This is a genomic window from Mycobacterium sp. KBS0706, from assembly GCF_005938675.2.
Lineage (GTDB): Bacteria > Pseudomonadota > Alphaproteobacteria > DSM-16000 > Inquilinaceae > Inquilinus.
Map to the genome: position 1 here is coordinate 31,448 of NZ_VCCH02000004.1, position 22,116 is coordinate 53,563.

The window sequence follows — 22,116 nt, forward strand, 5'->3', positions numbered from 1 at the left end:
GATCGGACACGTGTTCATGGAGAGCAAGGCTGAGGCAGGGGAGGGCCGCCCATCGCGGCCCTCCCCTGCCCGTCACGCAGCCGGCGGCTCGTTGCGGGCCGCCTCCGCGGCAGTCGGCGTCGCGGCGTACCAGTCGATCCGGCGGGTCACATACATCACGCCGCTGAGCGCCAGGAACAGGCCGAGCGAGCCGAGCAGCAAGGCCAGGTCCTCGAGCTGCATCAGCGCGTAGAGGGCGCCGTACAGGATCGCCAGCAGCGCGCCGAGCACCAGGCTGCGCTTCCAGGTGCCGAGCACCGGCCGGCAATACAGCACGATCTGCGCCACCACCGCGGCGGCGCCGACGCCATAGGCCGCGGCGAAGCCGATCTGCTCGGCGAAGGACAGCAGCAGCAGGTAGAACAGGCACAGCGACAGCCCGACCAGCCCGTACTGGAAGACGTGGATGCGCAGCCGGGCCACCGCCTCGAACAGGAAGAACAGGGTGAAGGTGAAGACGATGAACAGCATGCCGTATTTGGCCGAACGCTCGGTCTGCTGATAGGCGTTGACCGGCTGGAAGAAGCGCACGCCGAAAGCGGAGCCAGAGATGGCGGAGAGATAGTCGCCCTCCCCACCAACCCAGGCCTGGGGATAGCCGCGGCCGAAATAGGACAGCTCCCACTCGGACGTGAAGCCTTGCGGCCCGGTGCTGGAGCGCACCGGCAGGAAGGCGCCGTCGAAGCTGGGGTCCGGCCAGTTCGAGCTGGCGGTCACCCGGGTGGAGCGGCCGAGCGGCAGGAAGTCGAGGCGCTGGCTGCCGTTCAGCCGCAGGGTGGTGGCGAAGGGGATGGCGGATTGCGCCGACGCCGCCGACAGGTCCGGCAGGCGCAGCGTCATGCCGGCGCCGAAGCGCTGGCCTAGTTCGCCCGGCGCGCCGGGCTGGGACGGCAGATCGCGCCCGCCCCAGCGCAGCGACGCGCCCTCGCGGATGCTGCGCGGGTCGGCGACGCCGACATAGAGGTAGGCCGCGGACCAGTCGATCGCCGCCTGCGGCCCGGCCAGGGCCGCGGCGTCGCCGATCAGGAACTGCCCGGACAGAGCGAGGTCGACCGTGTAGACCACGGCCTCGAACAGGCCGCGCCGGCGCGTCTCCGGCGCCGCCTTGGCCTCGACCTCGTACCGGTCGGGCAGGATGACGAGCTGGCGTTCCAGCGGCGGCAGCGGCGTGCCGTCGGCGCGCGGCTCGGACGGCACCCGGAACGGCGCCACCAGGATCGGCCCGATGACGCGCTGCGGCCCGCCCCAGCTACTGCCGATCTCGTCCACCACCGACCGGTAGCGCTCCTCGCGCTCGCCGATCACGTCATAGACCAGGAAGACCGGCAGCAGGAAGGCGACGGTCAGGAAGACGATGGCCAGCACCTTCAGCGCCGGCGACCCGGCGCGGAGGCGCCGGACGGGCCAGGCGGCGGCCGGTGGGACGGAGTCGATGCTCATGGCGGGCCTCGCTCATGGATGCGAAGCCCGCAGCGTCCAGGCCGCCGATGGCCGCTTCGTGGCGGCGCGGCGGAAAGCTGGGGGCGCGCAGCGGCGCCCCCCGGATCTCACCTGGCCTGGACCAGCTTCCAGCCATTCCCCGAGGGATCGCGGAAGCTGGCGTCCACGCCGCCATAGCGCTCCATCGGCTCCTGGGTGAACTCCACGCCGCGGGCGAGCATCCGGTCATGGGCGGCGCGGCAGTCGTCGACGACCAGCACGAGCGGCGGCATGGCGCCCTTCGCCACGATCTCGCGCAGGGCCTGGACGGTCGCCGCGTCGACGGTCGGCGACTGCGGCGAGAACAGGCCGAGCTGGAAGGAGGGCTGGTCCGGATGCTGCACCGTCAGCCAGCGATAGTCGCCGTTCTGCGCATCGGTGTGGATGCGGAATCCGAGTTTCTCGACATAGAATTCAAGGGCCTCGTCCTGATCGCGGACATACAGGCCGACCACCGCGACACCCTGGCTCTGGCTCATGGGACCTCCGTTTGCTGAGACGCGGGCACCCTATCGTCCGCCTCCAGCCGCCGCTTCTCCGAAACTGCGATTGTGAGGTCGGGCCGGTGGGCGGCGCTGAGAAAGCAGCCCGGCACCCGCTCGCGCTGGTGCGGGGCGGCCTTCTCGCGGGCCCGGAGCTGGCCCGGGCTTTCGCCGGTGACGTCGCGGAAGGTGCGCCCGAAGGTGCCCAGGCTGTTCCAGCCGGTCTCGAATGCGATCTCCGTGATGGACAGGTCGGTGTCGCGGAGCAGCGCCGTGGCCCGCTCGATCCGGCGCGTCAGCAGGTAGCGATGCGGCGGGACGCCGAAGGCGTCCTTGAAGGATCTTGCGAAATGGGCTTCGGACACGCCGCTGACCCGCGCCAGCCGCTGCACGGGCCAGTCCTCGTGCGAGGCGGCGTCCATCCGATCCTTCGCGCGCAGCAGCCGGCGCAGCAGCGCCGGATCCTGGCGCCTGACCGCAGCGGCGTCGGCTGTTACATCGGCCATGGTGCGTTCCTCCCCCGGCGGGAAGGTGCACCATCGGGCGCCGGGAGAGAAACACCATAAGAATCTCGTGAAGCAGTTGCGGCCCCGACCTATGCCAAGGGCCAGGATTTCTCACCTTTCGATGTGCGGGATCAGCGGTGGGCACAATAGCCGAAGGGCTCGGGGATCCGCAGTCTTCCGTCATCATCTCCGGCATGAGCGGCGTCAGGATTTGATGACGCTGGCGTCAGGCCGGGTGCGGCGCGTCCTTCGAGATCAAGCCATGACTCTCAAACCCCTGATCGGACTTCTCGGAGTCCTCGTCGCCGCCCTCAACGCCGAGTTCAACGAACTCGTGATGGCGACAGCCCTGCCCGATTTCCGAGGCGCGTTCGGCATCAGCCACGACCCGGGCATCTGGCTCGAGAGCCTCTACGCCTTCGGCATGGTGGTCGGGATGGCCCTCTCGCCTTGGCTCGCGGTCACCTTCACGCTGCGCCGCTTCACCCTGTTCGCCATCGGGCTCACCTGCGGCACGACGCTGCTCATCCCCTTCGCACCGGATTGGGCGACGATGCTGGGTCTGCGCCTGTTCCAGGGGCTCGGCGGCGGCTTCACCATTCCCCTGCTGATGACCACGGCGCTGCGCGTGCTGCCCCCGCCGATCCGTCTCTACGGGCTGGCGGTCTACGCGCTGACCGCCACCTTCTCCCCGGCGATCAGCAGCTCGATCGCGGCGCTCTGGACCGACATCGTCGATTGGCGCTTCGTGTTCTTCGAGGCGCTGCCGCTCGGCGCGATCTCAGCCGTCCTCGTCTGGCATGGGCTGCCGCAGGAGTCGCCGCATTACGAGCGCCTGCGCCGGTTCGACTGGCGCGGGGCCGTGCTGCTGGCCTTGGGCGCCGGATCCCTGACCACGCTGATGTACCACGGCAGCCACCTGGACTGGTTCAACTCGCCGCTGGTCTGCGTCCTGACCGCCCTGTGCGTGGTCGCGTTTCCGCTGCTCGCCCTCAACGAGTGGTTCCATCCGCTGCCGCTGCTCAAGCTGCAGTTGCTCGGCCGGCGGAACTTCGCCTATGGCGTGCTCGCGTTGTTTCTCTTCGTCGTGCTCAGCCTCTCCTCTTCGGTGGTGCCGCTGACATACCTTGCCGGGATTCAGGGATATCGCGCGCTGCAGGGTCACTGGATCATGCTGGTGATCGCGCTCGGACAATTCCTGATGCTGCCGGCCGTGGCGTTCCTGCTCGACCGCAGATGGGCGGACGCCCGCATCGTGACGCTGTGCGGGCTGGGGCTCGTCGCCTGCGCCTGCCTGGGCGCCGCTGCGATCGACGCGTCCTGGAACCGGGAGCAGTTCTACCTTTGGCAGGCTCTGCAGGCGATCGGGCAGCCGATGGTGGTGGTGCCGTTGTTGATGATGGCCACGAATTCCCTGAAGGGGCCCGAGGAAGGTCCCTTCGCCTCGGGGCTGATCAACACGGCGCGCAGCCTGGCGGTACCGGTCGGCACCGGCATCCTGGAGCTTGTCGAACGCTGGCGCGGTGCGTTCCATTCCGAGCGCCTGGTGAACCAGGCCGGCCTGAACCGCTTTCAGCCGATGTCGTCCCCGATGGGGCTGACCACCGCGACCGGCGACCATGGGGAGGCCTTCGCCCATGCGGTCGAGACGCAGGTCAGCGTGCTGACCACCGCCGACACCTTCCTGGTCCTGTTCGCGGTCGGGGTCGTCCTGGCCCTGCTCGTCCTATTCCTTCCGGTCCGCACCTATCCGCCGCGCATCCTGTTCGCGAAGCATTGAGGGCCTCATGGACACCCATGCAAACGACCCGCAGCCGCCGACCGTGACCGGCCCGGCCGCTCCCTCGTCAAGCGTCGCCCCGGTCCCGAGGAAGGGCAGGTTCGCAGCGTCCTGGCCATGGGCGCTCGCAGGCCTGATCGTCGTCGGGTTCGTCGCCGTGGTGACCTGGCGCATCGTCACGCCCCAGGCGGACGTCTGGACGGACAACGCCTATGTGCGCGTGCACTCCGCCGTCATCGCGCCACGCATCTCCGGCCAGGTTACGGCGGTCCGCGTCGGCAATGACGACGTCGTCAGAGTCGGGCAGGTGCTGGTCGAGCTCGACGACCTCGATGCCCGCGCGGCCGTCGCGGCGGCCGAAGCGGGCCTGTCCCGTGACCACGCCATGGTCGAGAATGCGGCGGCCTCCATCCTCCGCCAGAAATCGGTCATCGATCAGACCGGCGCCCAGGTGAACACCGCGAGTGCCCAGCTGGACTTCGCCAAGGCCGATGCCACCCGCTACGACTATCTGGCGAAGACCGGCTCGGGGGCGGTCAAGGCGCAGCAGCAGGCCGACAGCGCCCTGCGCCAGAGCCGGGCGGCTCTCGACGAGGCGAAGGCTGCGCTGGAGGCGGCTCAGGCGCAGATGAGCGTTCTGCAGACCCAGGAGGTATCGGCCCGGGCCAGCGTCCGCGCCAGCGAAGCCCAGCTCGATCAGGCGCGCCTCAATCTCTCCTACACGAAGGTTCTGGCTCCGGTGGACGGCATGGTCGCCCAGCGCGGCGTGCAAGTGGGCAACTACGTCAATGCGGGCGCCGGCATGATGGCCGTCGTGCCCCTGTCCGAGGTCTATGTCGAGGCGAATTATCGCGAGGTCGAGCTCAAGCACGTCCAGACCGGCCAGCGGGCCCGGATTCACGTGGATGCCTACGACATCGACCTGGAAGGCACGGTGGTCGGCGTGCCGGCCGCGACCGGAGCGACATTCGCGACGATCCAGCCGGACAACGCCACCGGCAACTTCACCAAGATCGTGCAGCGCCTACCTGTTCAGATCGTCATCGCGCCGAACCAGCCTCTGGCCCGGCTGCTGCGGGCCGGCCTCTCCGTCCAGGCGACGATCGAGACCCAGCTCGCCGACGTGGTCGGCCGCTACCGCACGGCCGCGGAGCCCGCCGTCGCCGAGCTTCCAATATCCCGCTGAGCCTTCGGCAATCTCCTGGCTAGTAGTTGGCGCGCAGCCCCGGCGTCGCCAGCTCGATGGCGTGGCCGTCGGGGTCGCGGAAATACAGGCTGCGGCCGCCGCGCCGCCAATGGGTTTCGCCGGCCAGCGGAACGCCCTCGCGCTCCAGCTTCGCCCGCCAGGCCGGCAGCTCCTCCGAGGCGACGGCGAAGGCCATGTGCAGCCGCCCCTGCCCCTCATGGCCCGGGATGGTGCCCTCGTCGTCGACCATGCCGTCCGAGGTCAGGCCGTGGCGGAACAGCAGCAGCGCGCCCTGGCGCCCGGCATCCAGCGCCGCCAGCCGCGGCGAGCGGGACAGCAGCTCCAGCCCCAGCACCCGCTGGTAGAACTCGGCCGAGCGGTCGACGTCCTCGACATAGAGGCAGGTCTCGGCCAGCCCGTTGATCCGCGGTGTCGTGTCCATCCCCGGCTCCTCCGTTTCGGGAGGCCAGGATGAGGCGGCGGGCGGCACCCGTCCACGCATCAGTCCGGCAGCACCTCGAACACCAGGGCTTTGGTCGCCTGCACCGGGTTGAAGTTGTCGTCGGACATCACGACCAGGCTGCGATGGCCGTTGGCGAGGTCCGGGCCCCAACCCATCGCCTCGAAATTGTCGAGGGCGACGCCGAGGGTGCCGAAATCCAGCAGCAGTGTCTTCGGCATGGCGAGCCAGCTGCCGTCGAGCAGCGAATCGAGCCCGGAAACATCCGTGGCCAGGGTGGGGTCGGCGCGGTACAGCCGGATCGAATTGCCGCGGCCCTGGGCATAGGCACGCTCCAGCACCAGGAGCGTGCCGTCACCGGCGGGCAGGATCTCCGACACGCCGTTGTCGGCCGAGCCGCCCGGGAGCAGCGGCGCCACCGGGATCGGGTCGGTGACGTAGACATGCTCCGGCCCCGGCGCGCCGCTCGCCGTGTCGAAGCTGGCGATCCGCACCGGGCTGCCCCGGGCCAGCGAGGCGATCGGCCCGTCCTGGACCAGGGCGTTCTCCAGCGACGCGAACAGGGTGCGCCCGTCGGGCGAGAGCGCCAGCCCCTCGAACACCAGGTTGTCCCGCGGGCCCAGGTTCCTGTCCTCGGAGACGCGGTAGCGCTGCGGCAGGTCGAAGCCGCGCTGCCAGCGCCCGTCCGGCGCGGCGACGCTGATCATCGGGTCGATCCCGGCCTTCACCCCGCCCTCGCTGCTCCAGTAGAGCAACCCGGCGATGGGGTCGCGGCGGATCGCCTCCGGATCGACGCTCTTCGGCGCGAAGCCGGCGCCGGACGCGTCCTGCAGCGTGGTCACGCCGGTGACGGTGATGCCGCGCACTGCGCCGGCGTCGTAGTCGATCGTGAGGGTGTAGAAGCGGGCCGGCGCCTTCTCCGACCGGTCGTCGCTGAGGGCGATCCACTGCCGGGCCGCCGGGTCCCAGTCCAGCCCCGACAGGCCGCCGACGATGGTGCCCTGATAGTCCAGGCCCTTCGGCAGCGTCGCCTCGCCGATCAGCCGCAGCGTCCCGATCCCCTCGGCCTCGGCCGGCAGCGCGGCACAGGCCAGCAGCACGCCGACCATGGCGATCCCGATCCTGCCCATAACCGATCTCCCCCAATTCCTGCGCAGCCCTGTTGACCACGGCGGCGCGACAACGGCATGACGAGCTTGTGTTGCCTTAGTGACGGAGCGGCGGATGGACAACCCGGCGGCCACCCCGGCGAACGATTCCGCCCCGCTGCGGCGCAGCGAGGGCTTCGCCCGCATTGACGGACACCGCCTGTATTGGCAGCGCCTCGATCCGCCCGGCAGCGCCGGGCGCCTCCCCATCCTTCTTTTACACGAAGGGCTGGGCTCCGTCGCGCAATGGACGCGGCGCGGCGTCGACGTCGCGGCACGGCTGGCCGAGGCGACCGGCCATCCGGTGCTGGCGCATGACCGGCTGGGCTTCGGCCGGTCCGACCCGCTGCCGGCGCCGCGCGGCGTCGACTATCTGTATCAGGAAGGGCGAGAGGCGCTGCCGCGGGTGCTGGACGCGCTCGGCATCGACCGTGCCGGGCTGGTCGGGCACAGCGACGGCGGCAGCATCGCCCTGATCTTCGCCGCCGCCCATCCCGGCCGCGCCGCCTGGGCGGTGACCGAGGCGGCCCATGTCATCGTCGAGAACGTGACCCTCGCCGGCATCGCCGACGTCCATGCCGCCTTCCACACCCCGGAGTCCAAGTTGCGCGCCGGGCTGGCCCGCTATCACGGCGCCAAGACGGAGTTCACCTTCGCCAACTGGGCCGAGCTGTGGCCGACCCCCGGATTCCGCAGCTTCGACATGCGCGACGCGCTGCGCTCGGTCCGCTGCCCGGTGCTGGCGATCCAGGGCGCGGAGGACGAATACGGCACGCCGGCCCAGCTCGACGCCATAAAGGCCGGGGTTTCCGGCCCTTGCGAGACCTGGCTGGTGCCGGAGTGCCGGCACGCGCCGCATTTCGAGGCCACCGACCGCGTGCTGCCCCGGATCGCCGATTTCGCAGTTGCGAACGGTTCTTAACCCGTTGCATTTGAACGGCTTGCGCGGACGCGCTACATGAAGGCCGCACACCCAATCGCGACCAGCCTTCGACCGAAGGAGCCCTTCCGTGACCTTCACCGGACATGACACGCTCAAAACCCGCCGTCAGCTGACGGTCGACGGCAAGAGCTATGACTATTTCAGCCTCGAAGCCGCCCAAGCCCAGCTCGGCGACGTCGCCCGCCTGCCCTTCTCGCTGAAGGTGCTGCTGGAGAACCTGCTGCGCTTCGAGGATGACCGGTCGGTCACGGTCGATGACGTCAAGGCGATGGCGCAGTGGCTGAAGGACCGCCGGTCCGACCGCGAGATCGCCTACCGCCCGGCGCGCGTGCTGATGCAGGACTTCACCGGCGTGCCCGCCGTGGTGGACCTCGCGGCGATGCGCCAGGCGATGGTCGCGCTGGGCGGCGACCCGCAGCGGATCAACCCGCTCTCGGCGGTCGACCTCGTCATCGACCACTCGGTCATGGTCGACGCCTTCGGCACCCCGAACGCCTTCCAGCAGAATGTCGACCTGGAATTCGAGCGCAACCATGAGCGCTACGCCTTCCTGCGCTGGGGCCAGACCGCCTTCGACAATTTCCGCGTCGTCCCGCCCGGCACCGGCATCTGCCACCAGGTCAACCTGGAGTACCTGGCGCAGACGGTGTGGGTGGAGAAGGACCGCAACACCGGCAATCAGGTCGCCTATCCCGACACGCTGGTCGGCACCGACAGCCACACCACCATGGTCAACGGCCTGGCCGTGCTGGGCTGGGGCGTCGGCGGCATCGAGGCGGAGGCGGCGATGCTGGGCCAGCCGGTGTCGATGCTGATCCCCGAGGTGATCGGCTTCAAGATCACCGGCAAGCTGAAGGAAGGCCGCACCGCCACCGACCTGGTGCTGACGGTCACCCAGATGCTGCGCAAGAAGGGCGTGGTCGGCAAGTTCGTCGAGTTCTACGGCGAGGGCCTGGACCACATGTCGCTGGCCGACCGCGCCACGATCGGCAACATGGCCCCGGAATACGGCGCCACCTGCGGCTTCTTCCCGATCGACGCCGAGACGCTGCGCTACCTGGAGTTCTCCGGCCGCGACCCGCACCGCGTCCGTCTGGTCGAGGCCTATGCCAAGGCCCAGGGCATGTGGCGCGACGCCAATTCGCCGGAGCCGGTCTACACCGACAGCCTGTCGCTCGACCTCGGCGACGTCGAGCCGTCCCTGGCCGGCCCGAAGCGGCCGCAGGACCGGGTCGCCCTGACCCAGGCCGCTACCGCCTTCACCAAGCTGCTGGCCGATGCCGGCACCGCCGCCGCCCCGACCAAGGTCGACGGCATGGACCATGACCTCGACCATGGCGATGTGGTGATCGCCGCGATCACCAGCTGCACCAACACCTCGAACCCGTCGGTGATGGTCGCGGCCGGCCTGGTCGCCCGCAAGGCGCGCGAGCGCGGCCTGACCCGCAAGCCCTGGGTCAAGACCTCGCTGGCCCCGGGCAGCCAGGTGGTCACGGAGTACCTGAACGCGGCCGGCCTGAACGTCGATCTGGACGCCGTCGGCTTCAACACCGTCGGCTATGGCTGCACCACCTGCATCGGCAATTCCGGCCCGCTGCCGGACGAGATCGCCGCGGCGGTCGAGAAGGGCAACCTCAACGTCGCCGCCGTGCTGTCGGGCAACCGCAACTTCGAGGGCCGCATCAGCCCGCATGTGCGGTCGAACTACCTGGCCTCGCCGCCGCTGGTGGTGGCCTACGCCCTGCTCGGCAGCATGACCAAGGACATCACCACCGAGCCGCTGGGCACCGGCAGCGACGGCCAGCCGGTCTATCTGAAGGATGTTTGGCCGACCGCCCAGGAGATCGCCGAGACGATCGAGCAGTGCCTGACGCCGGAAATGTTCCGCAGCCGCTACGCCAATGTGTTCGAAGGCCCGCAGGAGTGGCGGGGCATCGAGACGGTGGCGAGCGAGACCTACAACTGGAACCCGGGGTCGACCTACGTTCAGTACCCGCCCTTCTTCACCGGCATGCAGAAGGAGCCGGAGCCGCTGACCGACATGCGCGGCGCCCGCCTGCTGGCGGTGCTGGCCGACAGCGTCACCACCGACCACATCTCGCCGGCCGGCTCGATCAAGAAGGACAGCCCCGCGGGCGACTACCTGCTGGAGCACCAGGTCCGGCCGCTCGACTTCAACAGCTACGGCGCCCGCCGCGGCAACCATGAAGTGATGATGCGCGGCACCTTCGCCAACATCCGCATCAAGAACGAGCTGGTGCCGGGCGTCGAGGGCGGCTTCACCAAGCACCAGCCCTCGGGCGATGTGCTGCCGATCTACGACGCCTCGATGCGCTACCAGGCCGAGGGCGTGCCGCTGGTGATCATCGCCGGCAAGGAATACGGCACCGGCTCCAGCCGCGACTGGGCGGCCAAGGGCACGCGCCTGCTGGGCGTCAAGGCGGTGGTGGCGGAGAGCTTCGAGCGCATCCACCGCTCGAACCTGGTCGGCATGGGCGTGCTGCCGCTGCAGTTCACCGGCGGCACTACCCGGGCGGACCTGAAGCTCGACGGCACCGAGCAGTTCGACATCCTCGGCATCGCCGAGGGGCTGAAGCCGCGGCAGGAGATGGTGCTGACCGTCACCCGCGCCGACGGCAGCCGCCAGGACGTGACCCTGCTCAGCCGCATCGATACGCTGGACGAGCTGGAGTACTTCAAGAATGGCGGCATCCTGCAGTATGTGCTGCGCAGCATGGTGAAGCAGGCGGCGTAAGCCGTTCCACGGCCTGAGTCTTTGGAAAGGCCCGGCGCGAGCCGGGCTTTTCTGCTTTCCGGCGCTTGCGCGCTGGCGGCAGCGACGATGCGGCGCACCTACGCCAAAAGAGGGAACCGAACCGCCGTTCGATCCTTGTTGGGCGGTGGCGACGGCGCGACCGGAAACTCGTTTCCGGCGGGAATAGGAGTCGCCACCCGGACGTCCTTGGAAGGTCACCGGATAGAGCAACAGCAACGAGGGGGCCGGATGCCCATCGATGAGATCGGCGCGGCGGCGCTGTCGACGCCGAACCAGGTTCTCGAAGTCACCGCGGCGATCGTCGCCGCGCATCTGCGCGGGACCTCGACCTCGGCCGCGCATGTGCCGGACATCATCCGGCAGGTCTATGACGCCCTGACCGAGCTGGTCGAGGGCTCCGGGGCGGAGGAGGCGCCCCGTCCCGTGGTCGATGCGGCCCCGCGCCGCCAGATCGCCGAACCGCCGGCGGAGGCCGCGCTGCCCTGGCGCGAGACGACGGCCCTGCGGGGGATGCGCGCCGGCACCCGGATCGGCGAGACCCCGCGCGAGCGCTTCCGCTCACGATACCGCTGACGCCGGGTCGCCGCGGCACTGCCCAACAAAAAGGGCGGCATCCGTCTCGGATGCCGCCCTTTTGATTCAGCTTCGATGCGGACCGTCAGGAGACCTGCAGGTTCGCCGCCGACTCCCGGCCGTCACGGCCGCGCGCCAACTCGAACGTGACCTGCTGCCCCTCGTTGAGGGACCGCAGCCCGGCCGCTTCCACGGCCGAGATGTGGACGAACACGTCCTTGCCGCCGTTGTCCGGCTGAATAAACCCGAAGCCCTTGGTGGTGTTGAACCACTTCACGGTACCAGTCGCCATACGTCTTCACTCCATAGGCGGCCGAAGCCACCGTCGTTCACGGCCGAATGAGATCCCGGCCGGTCGGCCAAGTGAGCCGAAGCCAGTCAGATAGGCAACCTTCCGGCCGTCGCCTAGTCACCCGATGCGGATTCGACCGAAACTTGCGCGAGCGGGGGCGCAACGGCGCAAGCCGTAACCCGGCCGGAATACGCGGATATCACCCCCGCATGCGCTTGGCGATATGCGGCACTGCCTGCGGGCGGAGGGCGCTGATGGATGGGCGGCACCCTGATTTTGCTCCGCTTTGACGACCGATTCTGGTTTCAGATTCGCTTGATGGCGTTCGGCGACGCTTTCCGAAATTTGGTCACGGCCAAATCGGGGCTTCGCGAGATTCATCCTCAGAGATCGCATTTTTGACACAGCTTCCGGTTTGAGTACCTCAACCCCAGGCATCAAGCCGCTCACAGCGATTTAAACGCTTATCCGCAAAATGCATGAGACATCGCCGTTCGGTTTCACATCGAAACCTATATGTAGACACGACGGAAATCTTATGATGATTCATGCAACGGTCATGTTTCTGAGTATTATGCCCATGGGCATAAGGTTTCCAGCATACGGGAGTAATCAATCATGACAAATCTGATCCTGGGAGGACTGGGCGACGACATCCTCGTCGGCGGCACGGGTGACGACCTGATCATCGATCCCTGGGGCAACGACCGGATCAACGGCGACCTGGGCAACGACACCATCCGGGCGGGCGAAGGCAACGACGTCGCCAAGGGCGGCAGCGGCGACGACAACGTCGATGGCGGCTCCGGCAACGACCTGATCCAGGGCAATGACGGCGCCGACACCCTGACGGGCAATCTCGGCGACGACACTGTCCGCGGCGGCGCCGGGGTCGACCACATCAACGGCGACCAGGGCAACGACACGGTCTATGGCGACGACGGCGACGACTTCGTCTTCGGCGGCCAGAACATCGACCATGTCTATGGCGGCGCCGGCAACGACCACGTCTTCGGCAGCGAGGGCAATGACGCCGTCTATGGCGGCCTGGGCAACGACGTCCTCGCCGGCGACAACGGCCGCGACACGGCCCGCACCGATGTCGGCGAAGGCAACGACAAGCTCTATGGCGACGCCGGCAACGACACCCTCATCAGCGGCGACGGCAAGGACTACCTCACCGGCGGCGCCGGCGACGACACCTTCCTGTTCCGCTTCCATGACCCGAAGGCGGGCTCGATCCAGGGCTACAGCAACGTCACGGATTTCGACCCGAGCCATGACAGCTTCGCCTTCGACGCCGCCGGCCTCGGCCGCGACGGCGTCGGCGCGAACTTCGTCGACAATGGCGACGGCACGTCTGGCGGCGCGGTGACGAGCTTCTTCAGCGGCGCTGCCGCCGATGCCCATGGCGAGGCCGCGGTGGTGATCACCGACAAGGGCTTCGCGTCGGCCGATGCCGCCGCCAAGGGGATCTCGGGCGAGACCGCCGGCGACATCATCGCCTATTACGACAGCGCGACCAGCACCGCCAACCTGGCCTATGTCACCTCGGCCGACCACGCGGACACCTTCGTCCATCTGACGAATGTGCACAGCGTGGCCGACCTGGCGGCCCTCGGCCTGACGGCGTCCGACTTCACCTTCGTCTGATCCGGACCTCCGGCAGAATCGCGCCCCGCCGCTTGCGGCGGGGCGTTTCTTTTGGCGGCTAGCCCTGGAGCTTGTCCTGGGTCCGGGTCGCGAAGTCGCCGGCATCGTGACGCTCGTGCAGCTGCTCCGACGGGTCGCCGCTGAGGCGGTTGACGATGCGGCCGCGCTTCACCGCCGGCCGGGCGTCGATCGCCTTGGCCCAGCGCTGCACGTGCTTGTAGCTCTGCACGTCCAGGAACTCCGCCGCGCCATAGGCCCGGCCCAGGGCCAGGCCGCCGAACCAGGGCCAGTTCGCCATGTCGGCGATGGTGTATTCGCCGCCGGCGACGTATTCGGTCTCGGCCAGGCGGCGGTCGAGCACGTCGAGCAGGCGCTTGGCCTCCATGGCATAGCGGTTGATGGCGTATTCGATCTTGGTCGGGGCATAGGCGTAGAAATGGCCGAAACCGCCGCCGAGGAAAGGCGCGCTGCCCATCTGCCAGAACAGCCAGGACAGCGTCTCGGCGCGGGCCGGGCCGGATTTCGGCAGGAAGGCGCCGAACTTCTCGGCGAGATGGACCAGGATGGCGCCGGATTCGAAGATCCGGATCGGGGTCGGGCCGCTGCGGTCGAGCAGCGCCGGGATCTTGGAGTTCGGGTTGATGTCGACGAAGCCGCTGCCGAACTGGTCGCCGTCGCCGATCCGGATCGGCCAGGCGTCGTATTCGGCGCCGCTGTGGCCGGCCGCCAGCAGCTCCTCGAACAGGATCGTGACCTTCTGGCCGTTAGGCGTCGCCAGCGAGTAGAGCTGGAAGGGATGGCGGCCGACCGGCAGCGCCTTGTCATGCGTCGGGCCGGCGATCGGGCGGTTGATGCTGGCGAACTGGCCGCCGCTCGCCTTGTCCCAGGCCCAGACAGTCGGCGGCACGTACTCGGACGAATTGCTCATCTCATGGCTCCCGGTGGGGCGGAGAGGGAATCGCGGCGTTCAATGGAACTTCGACCCTAGACCGCCATTGCCGCGGAATGAAGCGTTTCCGTTGCCATCACGTTCATGGTCTGGGTTTGTTCCGTTCACAGGGCGAGGCCGGCGCGTGGTCGGCGGCGGTGTAGCGCAGCAGCAGGCGCTGCAGCCGGCCGCGGCTGCCATCGGCGGAGAAGTCGACCGCGGTCAGCGCCACCTGGGCCGAAGGAAAGCGCCACAGCCGTGTCACCAGGCCGGATTCGACCACACAGTTCTCGGCCGGCGGGCCGAGCCGGGCGTGCAGGTCGTTGACGAAGGATTGCAGCTCGTCCGGGCCGGGGATCGGCGAGCGCCGCTCGAACAGGATCTGGACCAGCCGGCCGTTCTTGCGCGCCAACTCCGGCACCAGGTCGAAGGCGATGCCGCCGACCACCACGTTCTGCACCATGCGCTCTGCATAGAGCGGCCCGAAATCCCAGGGCGGCGACAGCGGCACGGCCTGCGGCAGGGCGGAGTCGACCTGCTCGGCGGTCATGCCCCAGGAGAGCTTGTCCCAGCCGCGGATATCGGTCTCCACGGCAAAGGCATGGGACGAGAGGGAAAGCCAGGCCAGGGCCGACGACAGCGCCAGGCCGAGGCGCCTCATCCCCGGTGGACGACATGCGGCCGCGGCCCGTCGATGCGCGGCCAGCGGATGAAGGCGATGACCCAGAGCACGATGACGTCGAGATAGGGCACCAGGAGCAGGATCGACCACAGCGGCGTCACCCGCGCCTTAACCAGCGCATAGGCGGCGAAGCTCATCAGCAGCACGATGTAGATGCCGATGATCAGGTTGGTGCCCCAATGCGGGAAGGTCGCCATCCAGCCGGGGCCGTAGAAGGACGACAGCGCCTCGAGCACATCGCTCATCGCTGGCCCTCCCCCAGCGCCGCCACCGACGGCCAGCGCCGGAACAGCAGCACGGCGAAGACCAGCATGACGCCGACATGCGGCACCAGCGCCAGCAGGGCCCAGCTGCGGGCCAGGCCGGCGCGGGCGAGCATGCGGGCCAGCGCCGGCATCGCCAGCAGGGCGAAGAGCAGCGCCCAGGCGCCCGGGGTCTGGAAGAATTCGGCGAGGGTCATGCAGCGATCAGTGCGCGGCGGCCGCGGCGGCGGCGCGGGCCGAGGCGCGCTGGCGCACGCTGTCCGACTTCAACTGGCCACAGGCGGCGAGGATGTCGCTGCCGCGCGGCGTCCGGATCGGGCTGGCGTAGCCGGCCTCCATCAGGATGTCGGCGAAGCGGTCGATCGCCTCCGGCGTCGAGCATTCGAAGGGCGCGCCCGGCCAGGGGTTGAAGGGGATCAGGTTCATCTTGGCCGGGATGCCCTTGAGGATGCGCACCAGCTGGCGGGCATCGGCCGGGGTGTCGTTGACGTCCTTCAGCATCACATATTCGAAGGTGATGCGGCGGGCGTTGTTGACGCCGGGGTATTCGCGGCAGGCGTCCAGCAGTTCCCTGACCGGGTACTTCTTGTTGATCGGCACGATCTGGTCGCGCAGCTCGTCGGTCACCGCATGCAGCGACACCGCCAGGTTGACGCCCAGCTCCTCGCCGCAGCGCTTCATCATCGGCACCACGCCGGCGGTCGACAGGGTGATGCGGCGGCGCGACAGGGCGATGCCCTCCGGGTCCATTACCAGCTTCAGCGCGCGCTTGACGTTCTCGAAATTGTACAGCGGCTCGCCCATGCCCATCATGACGATGTTGGTGAGCTGGCGGTCGTCCCCTTCCCGCCCCCAATCCTCCAGGATGTCGCGGGCCAGCATGACCTGGCTGACGATCTCCGACGCCTCGAGGTTACGCACCAGGCGCTGGGTGCCGGTGTGGCAGAACTTGCAGGTCAGGGTGCAACCGACCTGGGAGGAAACGCAGAGCGTGCCGCGATCCTCCTCCGGGATGTGCACCGATTCGATCTCCTGCCCGTCTTCCATCCGGGCCAGCCATTTGCGGGTGCCGTCAAAGGATTGCTGCTGCCGCACCACCTGCAGCCGGTCGAGGGCGTAGCCGTCCGCCAGCTTGGCGCGCAGGCCCTTGGCCATGTCGCTCATCGCCTGGAAGTCGGTGGCGCCACGCTTGTAGATCCAGCCGAACAGCTGGCGCGCGCGGAATGCCGGCTCGCCCAGAGCCGCCAGCGTCTCCGCCAGCTCGGCACGGTCGAGCCCGACCAGGTTGATGCGGCCGTCGGCGCGGGGCGCGGGCGGCGCGAAGGTGGTGGCGTGCGTTTCGATACCCATCGGGACCTCCGGAGGACCCACAAATGGCGACGGCCCCTCCCCGAGGGAAGGGGCCGCGCATTGTAAAGAACTTGCGGTCAGGCGCCGCAGGCTTTGTTGATCTCGCCCAGCGCCGCCGAGATGCCGGCGAGGGAGAAGGTGTAGTTGGTGCCGGTGCCGCGCGAGGAGGTGGCCTTGACCGTCATGGTCGAGCCGCCCTTCATCGCGTTGACCAGCGCGTCATCCGCCGCGGCGTCGCGCGACCAGGCGGTGTTGCCGTCGGTGAACAGCTGGAAGTTCTTGCCGCCGATCGTCAGGGTGACATCGGCTCCCGACTTCAGCGTGTAGCCGACCTGCAGGCTGACCACGTTCTTCTGCTTCTCCGCCGGCCGGTTGGTGACCAGGATGAAGACGTCGCCGTGGCGGACATTGGCCGGCTCGGACTTGGTCGGCTTGCTGGCGATGTAGCAGGCCTTGCCGCCGTTCTCGCTGAACTGGAAGGCGTGCCAGTCGCGGCTGGAGGAGATGTATTGCACGTTCTGCGCCGAGGCCGCGCCCGGCACGGCGACGCCGGCCGCGACGGCAAGGCCGGCCAGGGCACCGAGGACAAACTTGCGAGGACGGGTTCTCAGCATAGCGCCACTCTGGATTCGGGGTTGCAAGGCTGGACGACGCGGCCCGATGCGACCCCACGACATACATGGATTTATGCGCGACGGGAACCACCCGAACGCATACTGCGTTGTCGATCCCGTCGGATCGGCTGCCTAGCGCAGCGCGACGGCACTATCCCCTGCAGGCGCAAGCGGCAGCGGCCCCTCCCGCAAGGCGCAGGAGAGGCGAAGCACCAGCCGATCGAGGATGCGCGCCGCCTGCTCGGCATCGGCCTGATCGGGGTCGAGATCGGGTGCTCTGAAAAGCTCTCGCAATGCGCATGACGGCCCGGGCGCGTCCTGCGTCCGGGCCGTCCGGGTTTCAGAGCACGAAGTCCGCCGCGGTCAGCGCATGGTCGGAGTAGACGGTGATGATCGAATCCGGGCTCTTGTCGCCGTTGGCGTCGAGATAGACGCCCTGGCGGCCGTCACCGAAATCCACCACCCGAAGCTGACCGGCGACGCCAGTGAAGCCGCCGGTGCCGAAGGTGAACGCGGTATCGCCATTGTCGGGATTGCCGTCAGCGTCGATGCCGGACAGGTCGATCCTGTCGCCGGTGGCGAAGTCCGCGATCGTGTCCTTGCCCGACGCGGCCACGGTGCTTTCGGCGACGTTGCTGTAGGTGAAGACGTCGTTGCCGGCCCCGCCCTTCAGCAGGTCGGCTCCGGCCGCCCCGGCGATGACGTCGTTGCCGGCCCCGCCCCAGAGGGTGTTGTTGCCGGCGTCGCCGCCGAGATTGTCGGCGAAGGCGGAGCCGACCACCTGCTCGACCCCGGCCAGCGTGTCGCCTTGGGCATCGCCGCCGGTGCCGGTGCCGGCCTGGAGGCTGATGGTCACGGCCCCGGCGGAATGGCTGTAATCCGCGGTGTCGATGCCGGCGCCGCCGGTGATGGTGTCGGCCCCGGCCCCGGCCTCGATGAAGTCGTTGCCGTCGCCGCCGTCGATCTCGTCATGGCCGCTGCCGCCACGAATCGTGTCGTCGCCGGCGTCACCGAAGATCAGGCCGTCGTCGCTGCCGCCATCGATCGAGTCGTTGCCGATGCCGCCATGGATGGTGTCGATCCCGGCGCCGCCGACGAGACGGTCGTTGCCGGCGCCGCCGTCGAGATTGTCGTCGCCGGCCTCGCCGGAGAGACTGTCGTCGCCGCCATTGCCGACGATGGTGTCGTTGCCGAGCTCGCCGCCGATGATGTTGCGCGCGTCGCTGCCGGTGAGCTGGTCGTTCTGGCTCGAGCCGTAGAGATTCTCGATATTGGTCAGCGTGTCGCCCTCGGCGTCGCCACCGGAGGCGGTGTTGGCCAGCAGGTTGACGATCACCCCGGCCGCCGAGCCCTGGTAGTTGGCGAAATCCGAGCCGTCGCCGGCGCCGCCGTCGAACGCATTGGCGTCCGCGCCGCCGTAGATGTGGTCCGCGGCAGCGGTGCCGGTGATGTTCTCGATGCCGGTGAAGGTGTCGCCCTCGGCATCGCCGCCGGTGCCGGTGCCCGCCGCCAGGTCGATCGTGACACCGGCCACCGAGGCCGAATAGGTCGCCCAATCGATGCCGTCGCCGCCGTCGAGGGCATCGGCCCCCGCGCCGCCGATCAGCGTGTCCAGGCCGCATGGCCCTGGAGCGAGTCATTGCCGTCTCCCCCATCCAGGGTGTCGCCGCCGTCCAGGCCCCAGAGCGTGTTGTCACCGGCGTCGCCGGTCAGCGCGTCGCCGAAGGCGGTACCGTACAGGCCCTCGATGCCGGCAAAGGTGTCTCCGGCGGCATCGCCCCCGCTCACGAAGCCGGTGGCGAGGTTGATCGAGATGGCGGCCGTCGAGTTCCAGTAGTTGGCGATGTCGAGGCCGGCTCCGCCATCGAGCGCGTCCGCGCCGGCGCCGCCGACGAGGAAATCGTTTCCGTCCCCGCCGGAGAGCGTGTCGGCGCCGTCCAGCCCGACGAGGTCGTTCGCGCCGGCGTCGCCGGTCAGCGTGTCGGCGAAGTTGGTGCCACGGAGGAACTCGATGTTGGTGAGCGTATCGCCCGCCGCCGCCCCGCCGGTGACGCCGGTCTGCAGATTCACGATGACCCCGGAGGCCAGGACCTCCAGATCATAGGCGACGCCGTCATTGCCGGCGCCGCCGTCGATGGTGTCGGCGCCGGGCCCGCCGACCAGGACGTCGTCGCCATCGCCACCGGACAGCGAGTCGTTGCCTTCGCTGCCATGAAAGAAGTTCGGCCCGGCGTCGCCGATCAGCACGTCATTGAAATTGGTGCCGATCACATTCTCGATGCTGATCAGCGTGTCGCCCGCCGCCTGGCCGCCGACCACGCCGGTCGCCAAGTTCACGGTGACGGCGGCGTTCTGCGGCTCGAGGCCGTAATTGACGGCATCGATCCCGGCGCCGCCATCGAGCGTATCCGAGCCCAGGCCGCCGGCGATGATGTCGTCCCCATCTCCACCGTTCACGGTGTCGTTGCCGTCGGCTCCATTGAGCGCATCGTCGTTGCCGCCGAGGCCGTTGATGGTGTCGTTGCCGTCGGCTCCATTGAGCGCATCGTCGTTGCCGCCGAGGCCGTTGATGGTGTCGTCGGTCGCGGTGCCGAGCAGGTCGTCGGCCCCTTCGGTGCCGTTGATGATCGCCATTCTGTGCTTCTCCGTCGAAATCAGCGTTGCTGTCACGGGATCAGGGACTCCGTGCATTGCCGGAGAATGCGGCCCTGGACCCTCCCTCACGACCTGTTTGCTTTGGAACGTTCCCACCGGCGTGGGCAGCCTTGCCTGAAAAGCACTCCCCGGGATCGAGGACTAAACAAAAATGTCAAGTCAGGCAGGACCAACCGCCTATCAAGTCAATTCATTAACAAATGCGGAAGTATTAGAAAACATTTTTGTCGGAATTCTCAATGAAATCCTGAATTCAACAAAAATTTCGGGAACAGAGTCAGCATGGATTGCGGCAAAATATTTGGAGAACAAGCACAATTTTTGATTATCATTTTATAAATCCTGAACGATGGAACAAGGCCGGGCGCCCCTGGGAGCGCCCGGCCCGGGAAACGCTACAGCACGAAATCCGCCGCCGTCAGCGCATGGTCCGAATAGACCGTGATGATCGCATCGGTGGTCTTGTCGCCGGTGGTCTCGAGATAGACGCCCTGGCGGCCGTCGCCGAAATCCACCACCCGCAGCTGCCCGGCGCCGGCGGTGAAGTTGCCGGTGCCGAAGGTGAAGGCGGTGTCGCCATTGGCCTCGTTGCCGTCGGCGTCGATGCCGGACAGGTCGATCTTGTCGCCGGCGGCGAAGTCCGAGATCACGTCCCGGCCGGCGGCCGCCACGGTGCTGTCGCCGATCGCGATGTAGACGAAGCTGTCGGTGCCGATGCCGCCCTTGAGCGTGTCGGCCCCGGCCCCGCCGGCGAGGACATCGTTGCCGGCGCCACCCCAGAGGCCGTTGTTGCCTGCGTCGCCGGTCAGCGTGTCGTTGGAATTGGATCCTTCCAGCTGCTCGATCCCGACCAGGGTGTCGCCCTGGGCGTCGCCGCCGCTGCCGGTGCCGGCCGCGAGATCGACCGTCACCCCGGCCCGGCTGGAGGTGTAGACGGCGGTGTCGATGCCGGCGCCGCCGGTCAGGGCATCCGCCCCGGCCGCACCCTGGAGGCGGTCATTGCCGTCACCGCCGTCGATCTGGTCATCGCCGGTGCCGCCCCACAGCGAGTCGGTGCCCGCGCCGCCCGAGACGGTGTCGTTGTCGCTGCCGGCGTCGACCGAGTCGTTGCCGGCGCCGCTGTTGATGGTGTCGGTGCCGGCGCCGCCACGGATGATGTTGTCGACGTCGCTGCCGGTGAGCTGGTCGTTGAAGGCGGAGCCGATCAGGTGCTCGATGCCGCTGAGGGTGTCGCCCTCGGCATCGCCGCCGGTGCCGGTGCCGGCCACCAGGTCCACGGTCACCGCCGCGGCCGAGCCCTCATAGCCGGCGAAGTCCGACCCGTCGCCGCCATTCAGCGTGTCGGCGCCGGCGCCTCCGGTCAGGATATCGTCGCCCTCGGTACCGCTGAGCGTGTTTGCCGCCGCATCGCCGGTCAGGATGTCGTTCAACTGGCTGCCGCTCACGCCTTCGATGCCGGAAAGCTGGTCTCCGGCGGCGAAACCTCCCGTCGCCTCGCCGGTGGCGAGATTGACCGTCACCCCGGCATCCGAGTTGAGATAGGCGGTGACGTCGAGGCCGTCCCCGCCGATGAGCGTGTCGGCGCCCCAACTGCCGTGCAGCTCATCATTGCCCGCACCGCCATTGATGACATCGTCGCCTGCCATGCCGATGATCCGGTCATCGCCTTCGATGCCGAGGAGCGTGTTGGCCTCCGCATCGCCCCACAGGTTGTCGTTCAACTGGCTGCCGCTGACGCCCTCGACGCCGGTCCAACTGTCCCCGGCGGCAAAGCCCCCCTCCGCCTGGCCGGAGCCGAGATTGATCGTGACGGCGGCGTCCGAGTTGAGATAGGCGATGATGTCGATGCCATCCCCGCCGTTCAGCGAGTCGTTGCCCCAGCTGCCATGCAGCTCGTCATCGCCCGCGTCGCCATTGACGACGTCGTCGCCTTCCATACCGATCAGCCGGTCATTGCCGTCCAGGCCATTGATGGTGTCGTTGTCGGCGGTGCCGCTCAGATTGTCCACACCGGCCGTGCCGTTGATGATCGCCATTGGTCGGATTCCCTCCAGAATGCCATGTGGATGCGTTCGCTCCCGGGGCCGCGCGCGGAAAGGAGAGGCCTTACAGGGAACGCTGAAACAAACGTTACTATGACAGTAGGATATTTCACCTACATGGCCGATGTATTAACCAAGGACAAAACATTGGCAAGGTATTTTTGCCATTATCCGTGCGAAATTTTTGACCCGAATGCAATTTTTTGATGAATTGACTTCATATAGTTGCATCAACCCCGCATTATAATGGCGATTTGGACGTCTC

At 68.2% G+C, this 22,116-nt stretch carries 22 protein-coding genes; 7 read left to right on the forward strand and 15 right to left on the reverse strand.

Features of this window, described 5'->3' with window-relative positions; translation table 11 throughout:
* Positions 1 to 72: 72 nt before the first annotated feature.
* From creD to FFK22_RS03210, 3 genes are all read right to left on the reverse strand, one after another.
* Entirely contained in the window at positions 73 to 1,479 is a 1,407-nt protein-coding gene (gene creD, locus FFK22_RS03200) for a cell envelope integrity protein CreD (protein ID WP_138887188.1), read from the reverse strand.
* 107 nt (positions 1,480 to 1,586) lie between these two features.
* Complete coding sequence (locus FFK22_RS03205; protein ID WP_138887187.1) at positions 1,587 to 1,997, reverse strand: VOC family protein; 411 nt, start codon at positions 1,995 to 1,997, stop codon at positions 1,587 to 1,589.
* On the reverse strand, positions 1,994 to 2,506 hold the full coding sequence (locus FFK22_RS03210) for a helix-turn-helix transcriptional regulator (protein WP_138887186.1): 513 nt from the start codon (positions 2,504 to 2,506) through the stop codon (positions 1,994 to 1,996). Before FFK22_RS03210 ends, FFK22_RS03205 begins: the two co-directional genes overlap by 4 nt.
* 262 nt (positions 2,507 to 2,768) lie before the next feature.
* Between FFK22_RS03210 and FFK22_RS03215 the strand changes: the two genes are divergently transcribed.
* Together FFK22_RS03215 and FFK22_RS03220 are read left to right on the forward strand one after the other, a co-directional pair.
* Positions 2,769 to 4,286, forward strand: a complete 1,518-nt coding sequence (locus tag FFK22_RS03215; protein WP_138887185.1) for an MFS transporter — start codon at positions 2,769 to 2,771, stop codon at positions 4,284 to 4,286.
* A 7-nt stretch (positions 4,287 to 4,293) separates the two neighbouring features.
* Positions 4,294 to 5,472 carry an HlyD family secretion protein gene (locus tag FFK22_RS03220; protein ID WP_138887184.1) on the forward strand — a complete coding sequence of 393 codons (1,179 nt, stop codon included), beginning with the start codon at positions 4,294 to 4,296 and terminating at the stop codon, positions 5,470 to 5,472.
* 19 nt (positions 5,473 to 5,491) lie between these two features.
* Here the strand turns inward: FFK22_RS03220 and FFK22_RS03225 are convergent, their stop codons facing one another.
* Positions 5,492 to 5,914 carry a VOC family protein gene (locus FFK22_RS03225; RefSeq protein ID WP_138887183.1) on the reverse strand — a complete coding sequence of 141 codons (423 nt, stop codon included), beginning with the start codon at positions 5,912 to 5,914 and terminating at the stop codon, positions 5,492 to 5,494.
* Between the two features lie 59 nt (positions 5,915 to 5,973).
* Positions 5,974 to 7,062, reverse strand: a complete 1,089-nt coding sequence (locus tag FFK22_RS03230) for an esterase-like activity of phytase family protein (protein ID WP_186002276.1) — start codon at positions 7,060 to 7,062, stop codon at positions 5,974 to 5,976.
* A gap of 94 nt (positions 7,063 to 7,156) precedes the next feature.
* Here FFK22_RS03230 and FFK22_RS03235 point away from each other — a divergent pair, with 94 nt between their 5' ends.
* The 3 genes from FFK22_RS03235 to FFK22_RS03245 all read left to right on the forward strand — a co-directional run bounded on the left by FFK22_RS03235 (position 7,157) and on the right by FFK22_RS03245 (position 11,372).
* Entirely contained in the window at positions 7,157 to 8,002 is an 846-nt protein-coding gene (locus FFK22_RS03235; RefSeq protein WP_138887181.1) for an alpha/beta fold hydrolase, read from the forward strand.
* A gap of 88 nt (positions 8,003 to 8,090) precedes the next feature.
* On the forward strand, positions 8,091 to 10,778 hold the full coding sequence (gene acnA, locus FFK22_RS03240) for an aconitate hydratase AcnA (RefSeq protein WP_138887180.1): 2,688 nt from the start codon (positions 8,091 to 8,093) through the stop codon (positions 10,776 to 10,778).
* Positions 10,779 to 11,027: 249 nt separating this feature from the next.
* On the forward strand, positions 11,028 to 11,372 hold the full coding sequence (locus tag FFK22_RS03245) for a MucR family transcriptional regulator (protein ID WP_186002277.1): 345 nt from the start codon (positions 11,028 to 11,030) through the stop codon (positions 11,370 to 11,372).
* 85 nt (positions 11,373 to 11,457) lie between these two features.
* Here FFK22_RS03245 and FFK22_RS03250 read toward each other — a convergent pair whose 3' ends face one another.
* A complete protein-coding gene (locus tag FFK22_RS03250; protein ID WP_138887178.1) occupies positions 11,458 to 11,664 on the reverse strand; it encodes a cold-shock protein in 207 nt (68 codons plus the stop codon).
* Positions 11,665 to 12,282: 618 nt separating this feature from the next.
* Between FFK22_RS03250 and FFK22_RS03255 the strand changes: the two genes are divergently transcribed.
* Positions 12,283 to 13,317: a calcium-binding protein gene (locus tag FFK22_RS03255; protein WP_138887177.1), complete on the forward strand. Its 1,035-nt coding sequence runs from the start codon at positions 12,283 to 12,285 to the stop codon at positions 13,315 to 13,317.
* A 58-nt stretch (positions 13,318 to 13,375) separates the two neighbouring features.
* Here the strand turns inward: FFK22_RS03255 and yghU are convergent, their stop codons facing one another.
* From yghU to FFK22_RS03300, 8 genes are all read right to left on the reverse strand, one after another.
* Entirely contained in the window at positions 13,376 to 14,245 is an 870-nt protein-coding gene (gene yghU, locus FFK22_RS03260) for a glutathione-dependent disulfide-bond oxidoreductase (RefSeq protein WP_138887176.1), read from the reverse strand.
* 103 nt (positions 14,246 to 14,348) lie between these two features.
* The gene (locus tag FFK22_RS03265) at positions 14,349 to 14,906 is read right to left on the reverse strand and encodes a hypothetical protein (RefSeq protein ID WP_138887175.1); all 558 of its coding nucleotides are present in this window, start codon (positions 14,904 to 14,906) and stop codon (positions 14,349 to 14,351) included.
* Positions 14,903 to 15,172 (reverse strand): hypothetical protein, encoded by a 270-nt coding sequence (locus tag FFK22_RS03270; RefSeq protein WP_138887174.1) that lies wholly within the window; start codon positions 15,170 to 15,172, stop codon positions 14,903 to 14,905. Before FFK22_RS03270 ends, FFK22_RS03265 begins: the two co-directional genes overlap by 4 nt.
* A complete protein-coding gene (locus FFK22_RS03275) occupies positions 15,169 to 15,387 on the reverse strand; it encodes a hypothetical protein (protein WP_138887173.1) in 219 nt (72 codons plus the stop codon). Before FFK22_RS03275 ends, FFK22_RS03270 begins: the two co-directional genes overlap by 4 nt.
* Positions 15,388 to 15,394: 7 nt before the next feature.
* The gene (gene rlmN / locus FFK22_RS03280) at positions 15,395 to 16,540 is read right to left on the reverse strand and encodes a 23S rRNA (adenine(2503)-C(2))-methyltransferase RlmN (protein WP_138887172.1); all 1,146 of its coding nucleotides are present in this window, start codon (positions 16,538 to 16,540) and stop codon (positions 15,395 to 15,397) included.
* 77 nt (positions 16,541 to 16,617) lie between these two features.
* Positions 16,618 to 17,154 carry an invasion associated locus B family protein gene (locus FFK22_RS03285; RefSeq protein ID WP_138887171.1) on the reverse strand — a complete coding sequence of 179 codons (537 nt, stop codon included), beginning with the start codon at positions 17,152 to 17,154 and terminating at the stop codon, positions 16,618 to 16,620.
* Between the two features lie 340 nt (positions 17,155 to 17,494).
* On the reverse strand, positions 17,495 to 18,688 hold the full coding sequence (locus FFK22_RS03290) for a calcium-binding protein (protein WP_138887170.1): 1,194 nt from the start codon (positions 18,686 to 18,688) through the stop codon (positions 17,495 to 17,497).
* Between the two features lie 68 nt (positions 18,689 to 18,756).
* Complete coding sequence (locus FFK22_RS03300; protein WP_186002278.1) at positions 18,757 to 19,788, reverse strand: calcium-binding protein; 1,032 nt, start codon at positions 19,786 to 19,788, stop codon at positions 18,757 to 18,759.
* A 172-nt stretch (positions 19,789 to 19,960) separates the two neighbouring features.
* Here FFK22_RS03300 and FFK22_RS42670 point away from each other — a divergent pair, with 172 nt between their 5' ends.
* Entirely contained in the window at positions 19,961 to 20,134 is a 174-nt protein-coding gene (locus FFK22_RS42670; protein WP_186002279.1) for a hypothetical protein, read from the forward strand.
* A 70-nt stretch (positions 20,135 to 20,204) separates the two neighbouring features.
* On the opposite strand, the gene FFK22_RS03305 is transcribed toward FFK22_RS42670, so the two are convergent.
* The gene (locus FFK22_RS03305; RefSeq protein ID WP_138887455.1) at positions 20,205 to 21,845 is read right to left on the reverse strand and encodes a calcium-binding protein; all 1,641 of its coding nucleotides are present in this window, start codon (positions 21,843 to 21,845) and stop codon (positions 20,205 to 20,207) included.
* Positions 21,846 to 22,116 lie beyond the last annotated feature (271 nt).

Bases quoted from the DNA above. Each gene is read 5' to 3' on its own strand.
- creD (WP_138887188.1), bottom strand. From the start codon at position 1,479: ATGAGCATCGACTCCGTCCCACCGGCCGCCGCCTGGCCCGTCCGGCGC.
- FFK22_RS03205 (WP_138887187.1), bottom strand. From the start codon at position 1,997: ATGAGCCAGAGCCAGGGTGTCGCGGTGGTCGGCCTGTATGTCCGCGAT.
- FFK22_RS03210 (WP_138887186.1), bottom strand. From the start codon at position 2,506: ATGGCCGATGTAACAGCCGACGCCGCTGCGGTCAGGCGCCAGGATCCG.
- FFK22_RS03215 (WP_138887185.1), top strand. From the start codon at position 2,769: ATGACTCTCAAACCCCTGATCGGACTTCTCGGAGTCCTCGTCGCCGCC.
- FFK22_RS03220 (WP_138887184.1), top strand. From the start codon at position 4,294: ATGGACACCCATGCAAACGACCCGCAGCCGCCGACCGTGACCGGCCCG.
- FFK22_RS03225 (WP_138887183.1), bottom strand. From the start codon at position 5,914: ATGGACACGACACCGCGGATCAACGGGCTGGCCGAGACCTGCCTCTAT.
- FFK22_RS03230 (WP_186002276.1), bottom strand. From the start codon at position 7,062: ATGGGCAGGATCGGGATCGCCATGGTCGGCGTGCTGCTGGCCTGTGCC.
- FFK22_RS03235 (WP_138887181.1), top strand. From the start codon at position 7,157: ATGGACAACCCGGCGGCCACCCCGGCGAACGATTCCGCCCCGCTGCGG.
- FFK22_RS03245 (WP_186002277.1), top strand. From the start codon at position 11,028: ATGCCCATCGATGAGATCGGCGCGGCGGCGCTGTCGACGCCGAACCAG.
- FFK22_RS03250 (WP_138887178.1), bottom strand. From the start codon at position 11,664: ATGGCGACTGGTACCGTGAAGTGGTTCAACACCACCAAGGGCTTCGGG.
- FFK22_RS03255 (WP_138887177.1), top strand. From the start codon at position 12,283: ATGACAAATCTGATCCTGGGAGGACTGGGCGACGACATCCTCGTCGGC.
- yghU (WP_138887176.1), bottom strand. From the start codon at position 14,245: ATGAGCAATTCGTCCGAGTACGTGCCGCCGACTGTCTGGGCCTGGGAC.
- FFK22_RS03265 (WP_138887175.1), bottom strand. From the start codon at position 14,906: ATGAGGCGCCTCGGCCTGGCGCTGTCGTCGGCCCTGGCCTGGCTTTCC.
- FFK22_RS03270 (WP_138887174.1), bottom strand. From the start codon at position 15,172: ATGAGCGATGTGCTCGAGGCGCTGTCGTCCTTCTACGGCCCCGGCTGG.
- FFK22_RS03275 (WP_138887173.1), bottom strand. From the start codon at position 15,387: ATGACCCTCGCCGAATTCTTCCAGACCCCGGGCGCCTGGGCGCTGCTC.
- rlmN (WP_138887172.1), bottom strand. From the start codon at position 16,540: ATGGGTATCGAAACGCACGCCACCACCTTCGCGCCGCCCGCGCCCCGC.
- FFK22_RS03285 (WP_138887171.1), bottom strand. From the start codon at position 17,154: ATGCTGAGAACCCGTCCTCGCAAGTTTGTCCTCGGTGCCCTGGCCGGC.
- FFK22_RS03300 (WP_186002278.1), bottom strand. From the start codon at position 19,788: ATGGCGATCATCAACGGCACCGAAGGGGCCGACGACCTGCTCGGCACC.
- FFK22_RS42670 (WP_186002279.1), top strand. From the start codon at position 19,961: ATGTCAAGTCAGGCAGGACCAACCGCCTATCAAGTCAATTCATTAACA.
- FFK22_RS03305 (WP_138887455.1), bottom strand. From the start codon at position 21,845: ATGGCGATCATCAACGGCACGGCCGGTGTGGACAATCTGAGCGGCACC.